Annotated in this window: 18 protein-coding genes; 13 read left to right on the top strand and 5 right to left on the bottom strand. The window is 53.1% G+C overall.

From position 1 onward, the window contains the following. Window positions 1-7 precede the first annotated feature (7 nt). The 7 genes from ACJJIN_RS19075 (at window position 8) to ACJJIN_RS19045 (ending at window position 9,418) form a co-directional block, all read left to right on the top strand. The gene (locus ACJJIN_RS19075) at window positions 8-982 is read left to right on the top strand and encodes a stage II sporulation protein M (RefSeq protein WP_413663692.1); all 975 of its coding nucleotides are present in this window, start codon (window positions 8-10) and stop codon (window positions 980-982) included. After that, complete coding sequence (locus ACJJIN_RS19070; protein WP_444895789.1) at window positions 972-2,558, top strand: DUF4129 domain-containing protein; 1,587 nt, start codon at window positions 972-974, stop codon at window positions 2,556-2,558. The genes ACJJIN_RS19075 and ACJJIN_RS19070 overlap by 11 nt, the downstream gene beginning before the upstream one ends. Next, entirely contained in the window at window positions 2,548-3,858 is a 1,311-nt protein-coding gene (locus ACJJIN_RS19065) for a DUF4350 domain-containing protein (RefSeq protein ID WP_444895788.1), read from the top strand. Before ACJJIN_RS19070 ends, ACJJIN_RS19065 begins: the two co-directional genes overlap by 11 nt. Beyond that, complete coding sequence (locus ACJJIN_RS19060) at window positions 3,855-4,859, top strand: AAA family ATPase (protein ID WP_444895787.1); 1,005 nt, start codon at window positions 3,855-3,857, stop codon at window positions 4,857-4,859. Before ACJJIN_RS19065 ends, ACJJIN_RS19060 begins: the two co-directional genes overlap by 4 nt. Next, window positions 4,856-6,253, top strand: a complete 1,398-nt coding sequence (locus ACJJIN_RS19055) for a DUF58 domain-containing protein (protein ID WP_444895786.1) — start codon at window positions 4,856-4,858, stop codon at window positions 6,251-6,253. The genes ACJJIN_RS19060 and ACJJIN_RS19055 overlap by 4 nt, the downstream gene beginning before the upstream one ends. A 328-nt stretch (window positions 6,254-6,581) precedes the next feature. Further along, window positions 6,582-7,061: a hypothetical protein gene (locus ACJJIN_RS19050; RefSeq protein WP_444895785.1), complete on the top strand. Its 480-nt coding sequence runs from the start codon at window positions 6,582-6,584 to the stop codon at window positions 7,059-7,061. A gap of 122 nt (window positions 7,062-7,183) precedes the next feature. After that, window positions 7,184-9,418, top strand: a complete 2,235-nt coding sequence (locus tag ACJJIN_RS19045; RefSeq protein ID WP_444895784.1) for a TonB-dependent copper receptor — start codon at window positions 7,184-7,186, stop codon at window positions 9,416-9,418. Window positions 9,419-9,531: 113 nt separating this feature from the next. Here the strand turns inward: ACJJIN_RS19045 and ACJJIN_RS19040 are convergent, their stop codons facing one another. The 5 genes from ACJJIN_RS19040 to cysK form a co-directional block, all read right to left on the bottom strand. Next, window positions 9,532-10,137, bottom strand: coding sequence for an outer membrane beta-barrel protein (locus tag ACJJIN_RS19040; RefSeq protein WP_413663699.1), 606 nt, complete (start codon window positions 10,135-10,137; stop codon window positions 9,532-9,534). Between the two features lie 51 nt (window positions 10,138-10,188). Continuing rightward, window positions 10,189-10,446 (bottom strand): type II toxin-antitoxin system HicB family antitoxin, encoded by a 258-nt coding sequence (locus ACJJIN_RS19035; RefSeq protein ID WP_108734877.1) that lies wholly within the window; start codon window positions 10,444-10,446, stop codon window positions 10,189-10,191. A gap of 219 nt (window positions 10,447-10,665) precedes the next feature. After that, on the bottom strand, window positions 10,666-10,869 hold the full coding sequence (locus tag ACJJIN_RS19030; protein ID WP_108734878.1) for a hypothetical protein: 204 nt from the start codon (window positions 10,867-10,869) through the stop codon (window positions 10,666-10,668). Between the two features lie 104 nt (window positions 10,870-10,973). Beyond that, window positions 10,974-11,810 (bottom strand): 3'(2'),5'-bisphosphate nucleotidase CysQ, encoded by an 837-nt coding sequence (gene cysQ / locus ACJJIN_RS19025; protein ID WP_444895783.1) that lies wholly within the window; start codon window positions 11,808-11,810, stop codon window positions 10,974-10,976. 38 nt (window positions 11,811-11,848) lie between these two features. After that, complete coding sequence (gene cysK, locus ACJJIN_RS19020) at window positions 11,849-12,766, bottom strand: cysteine synthase A (RefSeq protein WP_413663701.1); 918 nt, start codon at window positions 12,764-12,766, stop codon at window positions 11,849-11,851. Between the two features lie 202 nt (window positions 12,767-12,968). Between cysK and ACJJIN_RS19015 the strand changes: the two genes are divergently transcribed. From ACJJIN_RS19015 to hslO, 6 genes are all read left to right on the top strand, one after another. Next, a complete protein-coding gene (locus ACJJIN_RS19015) occupies window positions 12,969-13,634 on the top strand; it encodes a lysoplasmalogenase (protein ID WP_444895782.1) in 666 nt (221 codons plus the stop codon). Between the two features lie 77 nt (window positions 13,635-13,711). Then, window positions 13,712-14,395: a GMP/IMP nucleotidase gene (gene yrfG / locus ACJJIN_RS19010; protein WP_444895781.1), complete on the top strand. Its 684-nt coding sequence runs from the start codon at window positions 13,712-13,714 to the stop codon at window positions 14,393-14,395. A 15-nt stretch (window positions 14,396-14,410) separates the two neighbouring features. Then, the gene (locus tag ACJJIN_RS19005) at window positions 14,411-14,788 is read left to right on the top strand and encodes an Hsp15 family ribosome-associated heat shock protein (RefSeq protein ID WP_444895780.1); all 378 of its coding nucleotides are present in this window, start codon (window positions 14,411-14,413) and stop codon (window positions 14,786-14,788) included. Window positions 14,789-14,873: 85 nt separating this feature from the next. After that, the gene (locus ACJJIN_RS19000) at window positions 14,874-16,367 is read left to right on the top strand and encodes a S1C family serine protease (RefSeq protein WP_444895779.1); all 1,494 of its coding nucleotides are present in this window, start codon (window positions 14,874-14,876) and stop codon (window positions 16,365-16,367) included. A gap of 25 nt (window positions 16,368-16,392) precedes the next feature. Beyond that, complete coding sequence (locus ACJJIN_RS18995) at window positions 16,393-16,854, top strand: DUF4124 domain-containing protein (protein ID WP_444895778.1); 462 nt, start codon at window positions 16,393-16,395, stop codon at window positions 16,852-16,854. Between the two features lie 151 nt (window positions 16,855-17,005). Next, on the top strand, window positions 17,006-17,884 hold the full coding sequence (hslO, locus tag ACJJIN_RS18990; protein WP_444895777.1) for an Hsp33 family molecular chaperone HslO: 879 nt from the start codon (window positions 17,006-17,008) through the stop codon (window positions 17,882-17,884). The last annotated feature ends 104 nt before the right edge of the window (window positions 17,885-17,988 follow it).

The raw sequence follows: 17,988 nt of genomic DNA, 5'->3' as shown, positions 1-17,988 counted from the left end.
GGTACCTATGAAGCAGAGAGACTTTGAGAATCGCTACCGCGACAGCTGGGAGCAATTAGAAGCCTGGCTGAAAGCGGATCGGAACAAGTCCGAAGTTGCGGCCCTGGACCTACCCGTCGCCTACCGCAACCTTTGCCAGCAGCTGGCAATGGCAAAGGAGCGGCAATATACCAACCGCCTGATAGACCACCTCAACCAGCTGGTTATGGCGGCACATCACCGTGTCTACCGCCAGGAAACCTTGCGCCGCAAGGGATGGTTGCACTATTTGTTGGCAGGTTTTCCCCAAGCCGTGCGCGCTAATAGCCGCGCAGTACTGCTGGCATCCGCTTTGTTTTTAATACCTGGCCTGATCCTGGGAGTCGGCACTTACAACAACGATGCCCTGGTGTACGCAGTAATGTCACCGGAACAGGTTATGGGTTTTGAATCCATGTATGATCCGGGCAACCGGGTACTGGGCCGCGAGCGCGGCTCTGATACCGACCTGTTCATGTTCGGTTTTTATATCAAAAACAATATTGGCATCGCCTTTCGCACCTTTGCCGGCGGTGTACTGTTTGGCCTGGGCTCAATTTTCTTCCTGGTGTTTAACGGCATCTATATTGGCGCAGCGTTTGGGCATATCACCCGGGTGGGCTTTGTCTCCACCTTCTACCCATTTGTGATTGGCCACGGCGCCTTTGAGTTGACCGCCATAGTACTGGCGGGAGCAGCGGGCCTGATATTGGGACGCTCTCTAGTGGATCCGGGCCAACACCGACGCACGGTCGCACTGCGCCTGGCCGCTGTCGAAGCAATGAAGATTATGTACGGCACTTTCCTGATGCTGGTGATTGCCGCTTTCCTTGAAGCCTTCTGGTCCTCCAGTGCCAGCACACCGATTGCGATCAAGCTCGGGGTAGGCGCCCTGTTTTGGGTACTGGTCTTTGCGTACTTTATCCTGGCGGGACGCAGGGAGGGCGCAACTCATGCAAATTAAGAATCTGGCAGTGCGAGCCCGCTTGCGCTCTCCCTGGGAGTCTGTCGATCTCGGTATCGCCCTGGCACGAAAATACTGGTGGCAACTTTTTATAGTCTACCTGTTGCCTGCAGCACCGCTATTTGCTTTGTGTTATTGGCTGTTTCCAGAGTCACCAACGCTCTCCATCTTATTTATTTGGTGGCTGAAACCCGTATTTGATCGACTGCCCCTGTTTATGATCAGCCGCGCATTATTTGGATCACCGGTATCCATTGGTGAGGCATTGAAGCATTTCTTTAGCCAAAATCGTCGCGACTGGTTTATGTGGCTTACCCTCCGTCGGCTGAGCCCCACACGCTCTTTCGATATGCCAGTCACCGTGCTGGAGCAATCCACGGGCAAGGCCCGTACCTCGCGCCTTGGGGTACTGCACCGCAAACACTCTGGGGCCGCTACCTGGCTAACACTAACGCTTTACCATATTGAGATATTTCTACTTGCAGCATTAAGTGTGATGGCATTTCTGTTTATCCCTGAACAGTATTCCGATGGGATCGATTGGATCCCTCTGCTCCAAGGGGATACTCAATGGCTGGAATGGATGTATAACGGGCTCTACCTGTTTGTTATGGCAGCAGTAGCTCCCTTCTATATAGTCAGTGGGTTTTGCCTCTATATCGGCCGTCGTATCGAGTTGGAAGGCTGGGATATAGAAATCCAGTTTCGGGACTTACTGGAACGCCAGCAGCGTGAACAGGAGTCCCACCGCAGAAGAAAACCAAGCACTGCTGCCCTAATCCTGATCTGCGGGCTCACCTTTGGCTCATTAATTCCAGCGCCCCCCGCCAGCGCCGCATCTTTGGAAACCCCGCAGCAGGCCCAAGAGCATATTGACGAAATTCTCGCCGACGATGACTTTCATCAAATGAAAGAGATCAGTGGTTGGCGCAAAAAAGACAAATCTGAAACAGAAGCCGTCAAAGAGAAGTTCCCCGATTGGTTAATTAACTTTATCGAATGGCTTTTTGAGAACTCTAAAGATACGCCTGAAGTTGACGATGAAGTTAAATGGGGCCCAACAATTGCGAAAATCCTGGAGCTGCTGCTTTGGATTGGCTTGGTATTCGGCCTGGGCTATCTGCTTTGGAGACATCACGATAAAATTCTTCAGAGCTTGAAATGGCAGCCTAAGCCAAAGAAAAAGCAGCCCGTCCCCGAAACCCTATTCGGCCTGGATGTACGCCAATCGAGTCTGCCCGATGACGTTTGCGCGGAGGTCATGCGCCTGTGGGCAGAGGGAGACAAGCGAGCCAGCTTGGGGCTGTTATACCGCGCCACCCTCTCTCACCTGATTGAAGACTTCGAGTTTTATTTTGGCGACCACCTTACCGAGAGTGAATGCGCACAGCTGGTACATGTAAGACAGCAGGAACCGAATGAACTACAGCGCCCAGTAAGTCCCGCCCTGAGTCAATTTGTACAAGAGCTTACTGCAAACTGGCAGCAGCTTGCCTATGCCCACCGGCCGCCAAAAGAGGCTCAGGTAAACTCACTTTGCAGCCAATGGCAGGAGGAATTTGGCAATGACCGCTAAAAGAATTCTGTTGGCAGCTTTGGTCATAAGTGGCGTTGCACTTGTATGGCTATTCCTCACTTTCTACGAGCGCTACTCCAAGGAGATCGACAGCGGCTGGAGCATGGAAGCCAGACGAAATCCCTACCTGGCAGCAGAAAGATACCTCACCGATATCCAACTGGCGCCGCGTCAGGCAGATAATATATCTGTACTCCAAGGCCTTTCCTCCGATGCCACCCTGTTTATCAGCAGCTCCAGCCAGGTCTATAACCCCACCAAGGCCCAAGAACTTCTAGAGTGGGTCGAGCGCGGTGGCCACGCCATCGTTGTAGCCTATACCGGCAACTTCGACAGCGACTCCGGTCGTAGTGAAAACCGCGATTGGCTACTTGAGTCCATGGACGTCTCTATCGAAGAGGGGCACAACAAGTTCGAACTGCAAGAAACCTTGGAGCAGCTGCTCGGGGAGGATGCCGTACTCGAGCCTGAGCAGAGCCCTGCCGATGCCATGCGCGAGCACAATCGCAAACTGGACGAAGGCGAACCGCAAGATGAGCCGGAGGAGCAAGAGGAGCCTCGCAACCCCGATGTATCAGAGGAGGATCTGGTAACCCTGCCTGTCGAGGGCGGCAGCGAAGTACAGCTATACCTCGATGCCAGCCACCTGCTCTACCATCCTTCATTTAATGACGAGACTATCACCGATGGACCTGTCTTCTGGGCCAAAGTACGACGCGGCGATGTCAGCGTACCGTTTATGCAGTTCGAGCGTGGTAATGGTGTGATTACCCTGATGACTGACAGCACCCTGTGGCAGTCCCAGCGTATTGGCCACTTCGATCACGCCTATTTCTTACAGTTACTGGCCGGCGAAGGAGAGTTTGTCTTTCTCACCCGCCCCCGCTTTGAATCCCTTTCTAAGGTTGCTCGTCAATATGCCGCAGAGTTTTTTCTCGCCGGCGCACTGGCCTTACTCGCTTGGCTATTACTACACGGTCGCCGCTTCGGCCCATTGCAGCCGGAGCCAGAGGCATCCCGCCGTTCTCTGCTAGAACATATATCCGCCTGCGGCCACTACTACTGGCAGGACGACCAGGGGGAAACCCTGCTGCGCGGCCACCGGGAAGAGCTTCTACGTCGCCTCGGCGCCACCCATATCAACGTCACTAAAAAACGCAAACTGTGCGATAAGCTCTGTGCCTCCACTGGTATGGATGAACGGCTAATAGTTGAAACCCTGTGGGGCAAGCCCCCCACAACCGAAGAAACATTTACTGAACACATGCGTAATCTGCAGCGAATCGAGGCAGTCCTATGAACGAGACCACCCTTCAACCAGAACAACAAACCACGGGCCCGTCACCTGACTGGCAGGCTGCGTCCGCCAAACTTCAGATACTGCGCAACAATATCAACCGGTTGCTGATTGGCCAGGAGCAGGTGGTTGACCAGGTACTCGTAGCTCTGCTGGCTTCTGGCCACGTACTGCTCGAAGGTGTACCCGGACTCGGCAAAACCCTTCTGGTGCGCACCCTGGCCAACTGCTTTGGCGGCAATTTCCGCCGCATCCAGTTTACCCCGGATTTGATGCCCGCCGACGTTACCGGCCACGCCATGTACAACATGGGAGAGAGCCGCTTTGAGGTGCGTCGCGGGCCGGTATTTACCAACCTGCTGCTGGCGGATGAAATCAACCGCGCCCCCGCCAAAACCCAGGCCGCCCTACTGGAGGTGATGCAGGAGAAGCAGGTCACTATCGACGGCCAGGCATTGAAAGTACCCAGTCCATTTATGGTACTCGCCACTCAAAACCCCATCGAGCAGGAAGGTACCTACCCGCTGCCAGAGGCGGAACTGGACCGATTCCTGCTGAAAGTCCTCATCGATTACCCCAGCCTCGAAGCGGAACTGAAATTGGCCGCCGCCGCCAGCAGTGGCCGAATTGAGCGCAGCCTGCAGGAAAAGCTGGCCGGAGAAATTACTGTCGAGGGATTGCAGCAACTTCAGGCCCTGGTGCCCCAGGTGGGCTTGGACGAACAGGTATTGAATTACGCCGTGCGGCTGGTGCGCGCCACCCGCCAATCACCGCAGCTGCGCAGCCCCGCCGGCCCACGCGCCAGTATCGGCCTGCTGCAGGCAGCTCGCGCCAATGCGCTGTTACAGGGACGGGAATTTGTACTGCCGGATGATATCAAGGCCATGGCCATCCCGGTAATGCGCCACCGTATCGGCCTATCTCCAGATATGGAAATTGACGGTGAAACTGCTGATACGGCGCTGGCAATGATTATCGACAGTGTTGAGGCGCCGCGACTGTGACACAGACTGTAGCTGCAACAGAGCAACAGGCAGCACCAGCACAAAGCGGTCGCACCGGCCCGAGTCCGCGCCTGGTCAAACTGCTCGGCTACTGGTGCCTGGCGGCTCTGGCAATTACAGCAGCGCGAATTTGGTTTCCGCAAGCCAGCTCATTTATCGGCAACCTTTGGTGGGGAGCGAGTGCCCTGTTAATCAGCGCCACCCTGCTGGACTATCTCACCGGTTACCGTGTAACCGGTCTGCAGGGGCTGCGGCGATTGCCCGGCAACCTGGCCCTGGGCGTACGCAATACTGCGCGGCTAAAACTTCACAATACCGGCCCACGCCCACTATTACTCCAGGTTTCCGACTCAATCCCACAGCAACTGGGATCGACAGGGCTGCCGCGCTCCGCACAACTTAACCCGGACCAGGAAATCACCATCGAGTACGACCTGGTACCCCGTCGCCGAGGCAGCGCCTCTTTCGGACGAATCGAGGTACTGGCCAACTCTCCCTGGGGACTCTGGCAGACGAGGGTATGGTTGGGACAGGAGCAGACCGTCAAGGTCTACCCCAATTTTCTCGGTATATCCTCACTGCAATCTCTCTCCACCGAACAGAGCCTGCGCCTGATGGGGTTGCACCAGCAGCAGCGTCGCGGTGAGGGCATGGACTTCCGCCAACTACGGGAATACCGCCAGGGAGACAGCCAGCGACAGGTGGACTGGCGCGCGAGCTCACGGCTGCGCAAACTGATCAGCCGTGAATACCAGGACGAACGCGACCAGGAAATTATTTATATGCTGGATTGCGGCCGCCGGATGCGTGCGAAAGACGGCGAGCTGAGCCACTTTGACCACGCACTCAATGGCTTGCTACTTTCAGCTTATGTCGCCATCAAACAGGGGGACGCGGTCGGCTTGCAGGCATTTGCTGCGGCACAGGAGAGCAGTGGTGGACAGCTGCCGCCAGTAAAAGGCGAAAGTGCAATCAATCTACTGTTGAATAATGTCTACGACCTCCACTCTGGCACCAGTAGCGCAGATTACACTAGCGCCGCACAACAGCTGATGGCCCACCACAAACGCCGTGCCCTGGTAATCCTGATTACCAACTTGCGCGATGAAGATAGTGATGAACTCCTAGCAGCAGTCAAATTGCTGTCGCGCAATCACCTGGTGATGATTGCCAGTCTGCGGGAGACTTCTGTGGACAAATTGCTGCAACAGCCGATTCAGAACTTTGATAGTGCAGTAAACAGCGCCGCAGCGAGGGACTTCCTACGCCGCAGGGAGCAATTACTTCAGCATTTGCAGGCACACAATGTCATAGTGGTAGACTCGAGGCCGGAGCTTTTGCACCAGTCTCTGGTAGAGGCCTATTGGCGCCTAAAGCGCAGCGGCAGAATCTGAATCGACAAATTTACCGAGTGGGGACTCTCCGAGCCCCCACTCTGCAAACCCTCCCTATAACCTTCCCACTACCCGCAATAATCCAGGGCTGTCCGGGAACTCTACCCAATCCCGGGAATCTCTTATTGAGCGCGCTACCTCCTGGAACCTTTAGCTTCCAGCAAAGTTAGATTTATTTTTAGAATGCGCTGAAGAAAAGAAATTAAATTCCAACAAAACCTGATAAAGCTCAATTTACCTCGTATTAGTTCGCAAAAGTTAACTTGGGGCAGTGGCACTTTGCTGTATCACCCGTTAACCTCTTGTTACTCATCTCCGGGTATTTAAAATGGGCCCGGGCAAAGTACAGACCTTCTTATTTATGAGCGGTAAGCGCACCATCCAATACTGTTCCCGTCTGTCCCAGTGGCAGGCGCTATTGCTATTGCTGGTATTTCTCAGCGCGCGAGGCCTGGTTCCTGCCGGTTTTATGCCGGCAGATTTTGCAGCGGGAACGCCCTATGGGCTCTGCCATGGCGATAGCCGCAGCGCATTATTGCTCAATGCCCTCAAAGCGAATTCCCACAGCGATCATCACGGCGATCATCACGGCGACCACTCTTCAAGCCACAACCACGATACGCTTACCGCTCACTCATTTGCCGATAACCATTGTAATTTTTCCACCGCTGCCAGTATTGCCAGCGCACCAACAACAGAATTGGAAATAGTCCTAACCGGTTTTACTCAACCGCCCTCTTATCCGGCTTTTTTCCACGTTATCTCTAACGCTTACAGCCGCCCACTGATTCGCGCCCCCCCGGTTTAATTCCTTTTTTATTCCAACATCATCACTCCGCAGTTCGCTGTGGACCGCAAGTCTCATTGCTGTCTTAATATTTTCAGCGCTTTGGATCTTGCCAAAATACGACCACTTTTTCAGGTGGGGATATGTCGCGTGCGCCAAATATTACTCAGGCCTGCGCGCTCACTGCTGCGTGTTCGAAACGCCAGCGAAAAGGATTGAAAACCATGCATCAGAGCATCAACGCAAAAATTTTTCTGAAAAAACCTCTCAGCCTGGCACTCGCTGCCTGCTGTACCTTTTCAGCACATCTCGCAGCGGAAGAATCCGAAGAGCCAGAACCATTAAAAGATAGTGAAATGGAACAAATGGTGGTTACTGGGGTAAAAACTGAACTCCCCCTCAACCTGGTAACCGACCCGAAAAAACCCCGTCAGCCATTACCTGCCAATGACGGCGCCGACTACCTGAAAACAATTCCGGGATTTTCCGTAGTGCGTAAAGGCGGCACCAGTGGCGATCCGATGCTTCGCGGAATGGGGGGCTCGCGCCTGGGAATGGTAGTGGATGGAGAAACATTGGCGGGTGGTTGTCCCAGCCGAATGGACCCACCTACAGCCTATATTTTTCCCGAGGCAATGGACGAAATTGAAGTTATTAAAGGGCCACAGAGCGTCCTCTATGGCCCCGGAAATTCCGCCGGCGTAGTTGTGTTTAACCAGCAGCAGGAGCGCCCCACTGAAAGCGACTGGAATATGCATGCGAGCCTGCTCGGCGCCAGTGCCGAGCGCCGCGATGGTCTATTCGATATCTCCTATAGTTCGCCGCAGTTTTCTATCCGCAGCTCCTCGACCTCGGCATCTGCGGACGACTACGAAGACGGGGATGGCAATGAGGTAAATTCCAGTTATGAGCGCTGGAGCAGCCAGGTCAATTTGGCCTGGACTCCCAGCGACGATACACGGGTCGAGTTCGATACTGCATTTAGCGATGGGGAAGCTGCCTATGCAGATCGGGGAGTCGACGGTTCCAAGTTTGCCCGTGAGAGCCACAAAGCTAAATATGTCCGCAGCAATATCAGTAGCTGGCTCGACTCAATTGAGCTCCAGGCCTACTACAACTATATCGACCACATCATGGATAACTACAGCCTGCGCGAGCTATCCAGCACCGCTACCCCCATGGTCATGAATCTCGATAGTGAGACCACAGGTTTCAAGATGGCTCTGGTGTTTACGCCTATGGACGATGTGGAATTGACCAGTGGAATTGATGCCCGGGAAAATCGCCACACCGGGCGTTCGACCATGAACCAGTCCACCATGGACTACCGGGATATGAAGCGAGAGGCCGATGCCGAATTTAGCCAGCTGGGGTTATTTTCTGAGGTCAGCTGGCAAGTCGCAGCCAATCAACGCTGGGTCGCCGGTGCACGAGTGGATGATTGGGAAGTAAAAGACCTTCGCGATGAAGTTGCTCTATCCATGATGTCCTCAGTGGATAACCCCACTGCGGGAGAAACTCGCTCAGAGCTATTGAGCAGCGGCTTCCTGCGCTATGAATATGGTCTCGAGAGCGGCCCCAATAGTTCTGCCACACTCTTTGCCGGGCTCGGCTACACTGAGCGCTTCCCCGATTATTGGGAAATTTTCTCCTACGAGACAGCAGACTCCTACAGCGCACTGGATATCGAATTAGAAAAGACCACCCAGCTGGATATCGGCTATATCTATCGCGGTGAAAAACTCTCTGCCAGTGTCTCCGGATTCGTCAATCAGATTGATGACTACCTGATGATTGAGACGGATTACGAAAAAGCGGCAGTAATGAGTAGCATGGACTCTATGGGTAGTATGAATATGGATAGTATGGACTCCTCCGATATTCGCACTACCTCCATTGTCAGAAACATCCAGGCGCGCTCCTGGGGTTTGGAGTTTGACTCCTCATATCAGCTCAACGAGCAGTGGCGCACTGAATTCACCGTAACATCTGTTCGCGGTGCCAACGAAACCGATGGCACTACCTTGGCACAACTGCCGCCTCTGGAGGGCCGCCTGGGACTCTACTATGAACAGGCCCAGTGGTCAGCAGGTGTTTTATGGCGCGCTATCGCAAGCCAGGACCGGGTGGATATCGGCAAAGGCAATATTGTTGGTCAGGATATTGGTGCAACTGACTCTGCCAACGTCGTTTCCATCAATGCCGGCTGGAAACCCAGTAAAAGTGTACTGGTAACTACCGGTATCGATAACCTATTCGATGAGACTTACGCAGAACATATCAGTCGCTCTGGAGCCAATATTATTGGTTTCGATCAGTTGACCCGGGTTAACGAACCGGGACGCACCTTCTGGCTGAAAGCCATTTATCGAATTTAAAAACTATTGGGGCCCCAGGGCCCCTTTTCCATTCTCTAAAAAAATCAGTATTTAATTAAGAAATTTCTACGAATAAATTATTGAGAAAAATAGGTTAAAAGGCGGAGGACCTACTAAAAGCGATAGGAAAAATTCAAACTCAGGGTACGCAGATGCCCGAGGTTAACACGTTCTATTTTGCCAATATTATTGTAGTTATACTCTAATGAAGTATCGAAATCCTGAGTCCACATAATTCGGTAACCCACTCCGGCATTCCAAAAGGTATCACTGCCACTGGCATCAATAATATAGATATATCGATCATCCGGATAAAATGGTGGGTATTCTCGATACCAATAGCCTCTTCTTATAACATTGTTCAAATCCACATCGGCATAATTATATCCCACCATCCAATAGAGACATTGAACGTGACAATTCAGGGTGAAATCAATTTTAAAATTTAAACCTACCTGATCTACTGTGACATGATTATCATCAAAATGTGACGCCCGCAGCTCAACTTGCCAGACTCCTACCGCCGGCGTAATTCCAAGGCTGACATAGCCAAAAGAATCCCTCTGCTTATTTAACTGCTGCTCGCCACTCCCAAAACCAACGGTACCGATAATCCGGTACTCTCCCGTGGCGACACCATCAAAAGGATTATTCGCCTCGAATCCATAACTGGTCGCAGCTATAAAAAAGGAAAGCAGGTAGACGGATAGCTTTATCATCGCCACTCACATCAAAAAGCCAGTCATCAAGTTCAAGCTCAGTAAATTATTTCAAGTTGTTTCTACATCAATAATGGCCCAGACGCCTCCTACAAAAGCCGGGTTTTTCTTCAGGTTGTCTACATCACCTGCTTGCGGCATTGGCTGTCCAGCCTGACGGAGCTCTTCCAACCGCTGAAAAATCGTTTCAGCCATTTTTTGCAGGGTCCCCTCAAGGGTATCGGCATAGCAGTGGCAATGCGGCAGATCCGGTGCAATGGCACCAAATCCGGCATATTCAATATTGTGCACCACAACCGGGTAGCGCATTGAAAAATACTCTTATGTATTAGCTTTCCAAAGCGTAGACTGCTTTACATTTTACGGGGGAATTTGGCAAGGAAATTAGCTAATTAGCTGGGAAATAATATTTCGCGCTGGCACAGATTCAACACTATAAGTGACAGCACTGAGCAGGAAGAACTGCCGTATTCAAATTAAAACCTGCAGCACTACAGTTTTTCACACAAGAAAATATTTGGAATTTAGTTAACGGGGCATTCTACCTAATAGGGCCCGGCGGGAAAATAGCATGCTGTTATAGGTGCGCCGCAGCGCAATATCATTTGCATCGACTGCATTGGAGAGGGCTTCAAAATGCCGCTGCAACCAGTTTATTTCCTCCTCCAGTTCCCGACGCAAACAGCGAATTTCACCTTTATCCTGGTTAAAGCGCAGATCGGGTCCAGACATCAGTGAGCCTCCTGAATTTGGAAATATCCAGATCCCCTTTAAAGCCTCCACCAGTGGTGGTGGAGGCACAAATATACTCTCTATATGTTTACTGGCGTCACACCCTAAGCAGCGGACTTATCCAGCAGTAGGGATTGCCAATCAAAAGAAGAATCGCCAATTACATAGAAAAAGGGATTCAGCAGAGAGTCTTTAGTGTTGTAGCGCAACAAATTAAACTCTTCGTCCACAACAATACCACCTGCTGCTTCAACTACAGCCTGAGCTGCCGCAGTATCCCACTCGCAAGTAGGAGCGAGACGCGGATACAAATCTGCTGCACCCTCAGCAACCAGACATAATTTCAGCGACGAGCCCATATTTTTGCACTCGACAGCACCCAGTTCAGACTCGATACGTTGTACCAACTGGTCGACGGTGCCAGTTCCATGGCTGCGGCTGGCCACAAGCTCAACAACTTCACTATTATCCAGGCGCGGCTTCAGTGGACGCACCCGAATTTCAGTTTCGCCATTGGCACCCCGCTTAAAGGCTCCTTCGCCCTTGCAGCCGGCATAAGTGATGTTCAGTACCGGTACGTAAACCACCCCCAAAACGGGCTCGCCATTTTCGATTAACGCGACATTTACGGTAAATTCACCGTTGCGTCGGATAAATTCTTTGGTGCCATCGAGCGGATCGACAATCCAGTAACGCTGCCACTGACTGCGCTCTTCGAACGATGGCATTTCCTGCTCTTCTGATAAAACCGGTACTCCCTCGATAAGCTGTGCTAACGCCGGTTCCAGTACTTTGTGAGCGGCCAGATCTGCGGCAGTTACTGGGGAATCATCTTTCTTTGTCTCGACTTCCAACTCAGCGCTGTTGTGATAAACCTCGAGAATCGCCTCTCCCGCGCGTTTGCAGATCTCTATCACCTGCTCCAAAAGTGCTTTATCCATTACAACTCCATACTCTTTGAATTCACCATTATAAAATCTTAGGCGGAGAAAAGGTCCTGAACGGAAAGATAGCGCTCACCAGTGTCATAGCTGAACACCAGTACCCGGCTGCCCGCATCCATCTCCCCCTCGCGCTTTTTCAGGGCCGCAAGGCTGGCACCGGAGGAGATACCCACAAAAATTCCCTCTTTTAATGCGCAACGACGCGCCATTTCAAAACTGTCTTCCTCACTCACCAATACAGTACCGTCGAGTACTTCCGTATTGAGTACCTGGGGTACAAAGCCGGCGCCGATACCCTGCAAACGATGCAGGCCTTTTTCTCCACCGCTAATCACCGGTGATTTCTCCGGCTCTACCGCATAGACCTGTAATTTAGGAAAGTGCTCTTTTAAGACTTCGCCACAGCCTGTGATATGCCCGCCAGTACCCACACCGGTAATCATATAATCCAGCCCTTCAGGAAAGTCTGCCAAGATTTCCTTGGAGGTAACATCCCGGTGCACCTGAGCATTGGCGCGGTTATTAAATTGTTGGGGCATCCAGCTATTCGCATGTGAGGCCAATAACTCTTCCGCCTTAGCAATAGCCCCGCCCATACCGCGCTCTTTAGGTGTAAGGACCAATTCTGCGCCCATTGCCTTCATGACCTGGCGACGCTCTACCGACATAGACTCCGGCATGGTCAGGATCAGGCGATAACCCTTCACCGCAGCAACCATCGCCAGTCCAATACCCGTATTACCAGAGGTCGGTTCGATTATTACCCCACCGGGCTGCAGTGCTCCACGACGCTCTGCATCCTCAATCATCGCCAAGGCAATTCGGTCCTTAATACTGCTGCCCGGATTAAAGCGTTCAACCTTCATCCAAACCTCTATATCGGGGCGAAAGAGGTGATTGATTCTTACGTGAGGGGTATTGCCGATTGTTTCCAGAATATTGGCCGCTTTCATCAGTGAGGCTCTCCATGACTAGTGCTCAAGGCAAACAACTGCCGGGCATGTATTTTCGATGCTCCATATTACCCCAGAAATGTCCCGCGGCCGGCACTGGAGAAAACTCAATTGGAATTAGAGAGTACAAGCTATCGATGATGCGGAGGAAAACCGTTAAATTGATGGGGAGGTATACAAAATAAAAATAAGGTAAGTACCTATGTCCGTAGAAAATTCCGCACCCCAGCACAACTTTCGCAATTACCTGGTACCGATGTTCCTGGCCAGTGCCACTTTATTCATCTTTCTGGATACCTGGAAGCTGGATAACTTGTGGATGCCCGCGCTAAAAGCGCTGCCGATACTGTGCCTAATGATGATTGCCAGACTGGAGCTGCGGGGCAAAACCCTGCTTTTCACTTTCCTAGCCCTCAGTTCCTCCGCCATCGGGGATGTACTCCTCGAAATGCAATTCCCCCAACACTTTGTGTTTGGACTGGGTGCTTTTCTTATTGCCCAGCTAATCTACGCGCTGGGCTTCCTGCGTTTTGCGGAGCCCCCCAATCGGCGCAACCTTATTCGGATACTGCCTATAGTGATTGCCGCACTGCTTTTGGCTCAAATTATCCTCCCTGCTGCTGGGGATTTAGCCCCGGCGGTATTAGCGTATCTGCTGGCTATCCTCGCCATGGCGGTCGCAGCCGCAATGCACAAGGGCGACTCCACCCTGCTATTTGCCGGGGCTGTCATCTTTGTGACTTCAGATACATTGATTGCTATTAACAAGTTCATCACCCCTCTACCTCTAGCCGATGCCGCTATCATGCTCACCTACTACAGTGCGCAACTGTGTATCCTGTACGGAATCCGCCGCGCCCAGGCATAATGCAAACGATCGGGAAGGCAGTGGCAAGCCAACTAAACTTGTCTTCCCGCCCCATTTCAAAGAGGTACATAGCTCCCATGCTCGATTGGCGAAGTATCGATACCGTATTGCTGGACATGGACGGCACCCTGCTGGATTTGCATTACGACAATCATTTTTGGCTCACGCACCTGCCCAAGCGCTACGCTGAAGTCCACGGCTTTGACCCACAGGAAGCCCAGCAGAAGCTCGAGGCTGAGATCAATGCCCGCCGCGGTACGCTGGAGTGGTACTGCCTGGACTTCTGGGCGGAAAAACTGGAGCTGGATATCCTCAGCATATTGCGCGAGATCGAGACCCGCATCGCCCTGCGCCCTCACACTGAGGCGTTTCTGAGCGGCCTGCAACAACTGCAAAAGCCCACCTACCTCGTGACCAATGCGCACCGTCAAGGGCTGGATCACAAGCTGGAGATCACCGGTATCGACCGCTGGTTTGACGGCATCATCTCCTCCCATGATTATGGACATGCCAAGGAGAGTGCCAATTTCTGGGACTCTCTGCGAGATAACCTGGAATTTGACCCGGAGAACACCCTGTTTGTCGACGATAACCAATCTGTTCTGAGCGCGGCCCAGGACTACGGTATCGCCCACCTATTGTGTATTCGCCAACCGGATAGCCGCGGGCCCAAACGAGAAATCACCAACTTCCCGGCGATCCATCATTTTGATGAGATCATGGCTTTTAACCGCAGCAGACTGGACACCGGGTCCGCCTGATTTCACAAGGAAACCATGGAAAAAGTACGTATCGATAAGTGGCTCTGGGCCGCGCGCTTCTTTAAGACTCGTAGCATTGCCAAGCAGGCGATCGAAGGTGGAAAAGTCCACGCCGATGGCCAGCGGGTCAAAGCCAGCAAGGAAGTCACTACCGGTGTCAAACTGAGCATCCGCCAGGGCTGGGATCTGCTGGAAGTTGAAGTAACCGCTCTATCGGATCAGCGGCGCGGCGCCGAGATTGCGCGCACCTTATACCGCGAGACCGAAGACAGTATCGCCCGCCGGAAAAAAGAGAAAACCGAGCGACAGGCAGCCAATGCCGGGATGCAACAGGAGCGACCTAATAAAAAGCAACGCCGTCAGATACACCGCTTCCTGCGGGAACAAGAGTAGACTCGGCAGACAAAAGTGGTGAAATTTCCGCCATTTCCCACTTTAGCTGCTAAACTGCCCCCACTTAACCGGATAGAAAACAGCCATGATGAAACGACTGATCGCCATTTCCCTGCTGATTTTGCTCGGTACACAAACCGCCCTAGCAGACAGCCGAGAACACGAGCAACTCAAGCGCTCAATCATCAAGATTTACACCACCGCCGCCGCCCCGGATTATTTCAACCCCTGGGCCCTGCTCAACCCCAAGCAGCTGTCCGGTTCCGGTGCCGTTATCCGCAACCAGCAAATCCTGACCAACGCACACGTGGTGGCCAACGGCAGCTTCATCCAGGTGCAGCGCCACGGCGATGCAAAGAAATTCCGCGCCCGAGTGAAATTTGTCTCCCACGATGCCGACCTCGCCCTGCTAACCGTCGATGACGAAAGCTTTTTCAACGATACCCGCCCCCTGGCCCTGGGCAAATTGCCCGATCTGCAGGAAGAGGTCACCGTCTACGGCTACCCAATTGGCGGAAAATCCCTTTCGATTACCCGCGGAGTACTCTCCCGCGTGGAGCACCAATATTATGCCCATGCGGAAAGTTACCTGATGGCGGGCCAGATAGATGCGGCGATCAACCCGGGCAACAGCGGCGGTCCGGTTATCTCCAATGGCCGCATCGTCGGTGTGGCCATGCAAACCAATCAGAGCGCTGAAAACCTGGGTTACTTTGTACCCCCCAGCGTGATCGCTCATGTCTTAGAAGATGCCAAGGACAATGTGCACCAAGGGTTCCCCGAACTGGGACTAGTAACCCAGAGCCTGGAAAGCCCGTCGATGAAAAAGGCGGCCGGTCTCGAGGAAGACCAGGATGGCGCCATGGTCGTTAAAGTGTTCGACAACTCCCCCGCAGCTGAAGTGTTTAAACCCGGCGATGTCCTGCTCGAAGTCGATGGCTTTAAAGTAGCGGCTGACCGGACGGTGGAATGGAGGGAAAACCAGCGCACCAACTACCACTACGCCGTGGACCGCCACCATGTCGGTGAACGTTTACCGGTGCGCTTCTCCCGCGATGGTAAAGAGCAGACCGCTGAGGTCACGCTGGCCGCAACACCTCCCTCACGCGCTATGGTGCTGGGAGAGCAATTTGACCGCCAGCCCCGCTACTATATCTACGGCGGTGTTGTCTTTGTGCCCCTGAATATGAACCTGATCAAACGCTGGGGCAAAAACTGGCACTCCAAGGCGCCTATTGACTACCTCTATGCTCGCAATCAATGGAGTGACGAGGAACGCCGCGAGCTGGTCGTCGCCCTGAAAGTACTGCCTGCCAATGTGAACCTCGGTTACCACGACTGGAAGAACTGGATTATCGACTCAGTAAATGGCCACAGCATCAAGGACTTCGACGAGTTCGCTCAATTGATGGAAGGCAACAAGCAGGACTTTGTAGATTTACGCGATCGCTCCGGCTACCGGATGGTACTGGATGCGGCAGAGGCCCAGGAGCAGCAGCCTCTGATACTGCAGACCTACCATATCCCCCAGCGCCATTCGCAGGGGTTGTTCAGCCAGCTGGCCAATAAAGAAGAATAGAAATATCAAAGGGCATGGAGTAGCCGTGAAATTACTGTGTCTACGTTCCGTAATAGGCGGCCTTATACTGGCCGCTAGTGCAACCGCAAGCAGCGCAGAGATGTACCGCTGGGTCGATGAAAATGGCCGGGTACACTTTGGCGATCGCCCCCCGACTGACGCCAAAGCCGAGGATGTTTCGGGGAATCTGGCCCCGATCAATTCTATTGGCTCCACTGGCAGTCAGCGACCTATTTTAACAACCGCAACGAGATCGAGAGTTTCTCAAAAGGTTGATGATGAATACCGCGAGCGCCAATTGCGCGAGAAACAGAAAAAGCAGAAAAAGATGAAGAAAGCCTGCGACAAGGCTCGCAATGACCTTGAAGCCATTCAAGGGCGGGTTGTGTTTCTCGACAATAACGGCAAAGAGGTTCGTCGCACCGAGCGGGAGAGGCAGCAAATAGCTGAAAAGCTTCAGCGGGAAATTAAATACTACTGCGGCTAATTACCCTCCTCCATAAGCGCTGACCCATTGTGATAATGGGGTAGCGCTTTACATTCTTCCTCTACTGCACCAGCAATGATCAGCGACAGCTACCATTTAGGCATATCCACCTCTAAAATCCTGCGGTTTTAATACCGAGAGCCCCCGACCTATGTCCGATCAGCTGGAACGCTTTATTTTCTCCAAACACGATATTCGCGGACAGGTGGTGACACTTACTGATTCCTACCGCGATGTACTGGAACACAACCCGCTGCCTACGCCAGTGGCCCGCCTGCTGGGGGAGTTCCTCACCGCAGCCAGCCTGCTTTCAACCACACTGAAGTTCGAGGGTGTCCTGAGCCTCCAGGCCCGTGGCGAAGGCGATGTGCCGATGATTATGGCGGAGTGCACTCACCACAGCGACCTGCGCGGCATCGCCCGAGTTGCCGAAGGTGCACAAATCGACGAAAACGCCACCCTGCGCGATATGATCGGCCCCCGTGGAGCCCTGGCCATTACCCTTGAGCCAAAGCGCGGTGAGCGCTATCAAGGTGTGGTTCCCATGGAGCAGGACAACCTGGCCGGCTGCCTGGAAGACTACTTTAAGCAATCGGAGCAGCTGGCTACCCGCGTATGGCTGAAAAGCAGTGACACTACCGTCGCCGGTCTTATGTTGCAGATTCTGCCGGGCAATAATGCCGCCACGGAAGAGGAAAATCAGGACGCCTGGGAAACAGCGATTCACTTGGCGGAGACCGTAACTGACGAGGAGTTATTTACCGTTCCCCATCCAGAGCTGATTCACCGCCTATTCCACCAATTGGAGCCGGCAACTCTGGGTACCGACACTATTCGCTTCAAGTGCAGCTGCTCGAGAGAGCGCAGCGCCCGCGCGTTGGTTTCCCTGGGTGCAGAGGATGTCTACCGCCTGCTGGAAGAGCGGCAGGGTGAGATTATCGCGGACTGCCAATTCTGTAACACCCAATACCGCTTTGACCGGGATCAAATTGAGTCGCTCCTCAACGCTCCCCCCCACACTCTTCACTAATCCGCGCAGGGCTGCGCAACCGCCGAATCCTCAGCGCAGCCCTGCCACCTGTCCCTCTACTCCCCCTATCAAATTCAGAAAAAGAATAATCAAGGCCCAGGCCA

The organism is Microbulbifer maximicatervae (SeqCode) (assembly GCF_052467505.1).
The sequence above is the reverse complement of the archived record's forward strand: the minus strand, read 5'-3'. Positions and strand labels throughout refer to the sequence as shown.

What these genes read in the sequence shown, in the direction of transcription:
- ACJJIN_RS19015 (WP_444895782.1), top strand. Translation starts at nt 12,969, where the DNA reads ATGTCCGTAGAAAATTCCGCACCCCAGCACAACTTTCGCAATTACCTG.
- hslO (WP_444895777.1), top strand. Translation starts at nt 17,006, where the DNA reads ATGTCCGATCAGCTGGAACGCTTTATTTTCTCCAAACACGATATTCGC.
- ACJJIN_RS19050 (WP_444895785.1), top strand. Translation starts at nt 6,582, where the DNA reads ATGGGCCCGGGCAAAGTACAGACCTTCTTATTTATGAGCGGTAAGCGC.
- ACJJIN_RS19060 (WP_444895787.1), top strand. Translation starts at nt 3,855, where the DNA reads ATGAACGAGACCACCCTTCAACCAGAACAACAAACCACGGGCCCGTCA.
- ACJJIN_RS19030 (WP_108734878.1), bottom strand. Translation starts at nt 10,869, where the DNA reads ATGTCTGGACCCGATCTGCGCTTTAACCAGGATAAAGGTGAAATTCGC.
- ACJJIN_RS19075 (WP_413663692.1), top strand. Translation starts at nt 8, where the DNA reads ATGAAGCAGAGAGACTTTGAGAATCGCTACCGCGACAGCTGGGAGCAA.
- yrfG (WP_444895781.1), top strand. Translation starts at nt 13,712, where the DNA reads ATGCTCGATTGGCGAAGTATCGATACCGTATTGCTGGACATGGACGGC.
- ACJJIN_RS19000 (WP_444895779.1), top strand. Translation starts at nt 14,874, where the DNA reads ATGATGAAACGACTGATCGCCATTTCCCTGCTGATTTTGCTCGGTACA.
- cysQ (WP_444895783.1), bottom strand. Translation starts at nt 11,810, where the DNA reads ATGGATAAAGCACTTTTGGAGCAGGTGATAGAGATCTGCAAACGCGCG.
- ACJJIN_RS19005 (WP_444895780.1), top strand. Translation starts at nt 14,411, where the DNA reads ATGGAAAAAGTACGTATCGATAAGTGGCTCTGGGCCGCGCGCTTCTTT.
- ACJJIN_RS19045 (WP_444895784.1), top strand. Translation starts at nt 7,184, where the DNA reads ATGTCGCGTGCGCCAAATATTACTCAGGCCTGCGCGCTCACTGCTGCG.
- cysK (WP_413663701.1), bottom strand. Translation starts at nt 12,766, where the DNA reads ATGAAAGCGGCCAATATTCTGGAAACAATCGGCAATACCCCTCACGTA.
- ACJJIN_RS19070 (WP_444895789.1), top strand. Translation starts at nt 972, where the DNA reads ATGCAAATTAAGAATCTGGCAGTGCGAGCCCGCTTGCGCTCTCCCTGG.
- ACJJIN_RS19065 (WP_444895788.1), top strand. Translation starts at nt 2,548, where the DNA reads ATGACCGCTAAAAGAATTCTGTTGGCAGCTTTGGTCATAAGTGGCGTT.
- ACJJIN_RS19040 (WP_413663699.1), bottom strand. Translation starts at nt 10,137, where the DNA reads ATGATAAAGCTATCCGTCTACCTGCTTTCCTTTTTTATAGCTGCGACC.
- ACJJIN_RS19035 (WP_108734877.1), bottom strand. Translation starts at nt 10,446, where the DNA reads ATGCGCTACCCGGTTGTGGTGCACAATATTGAATATGCCGGATTTGGT.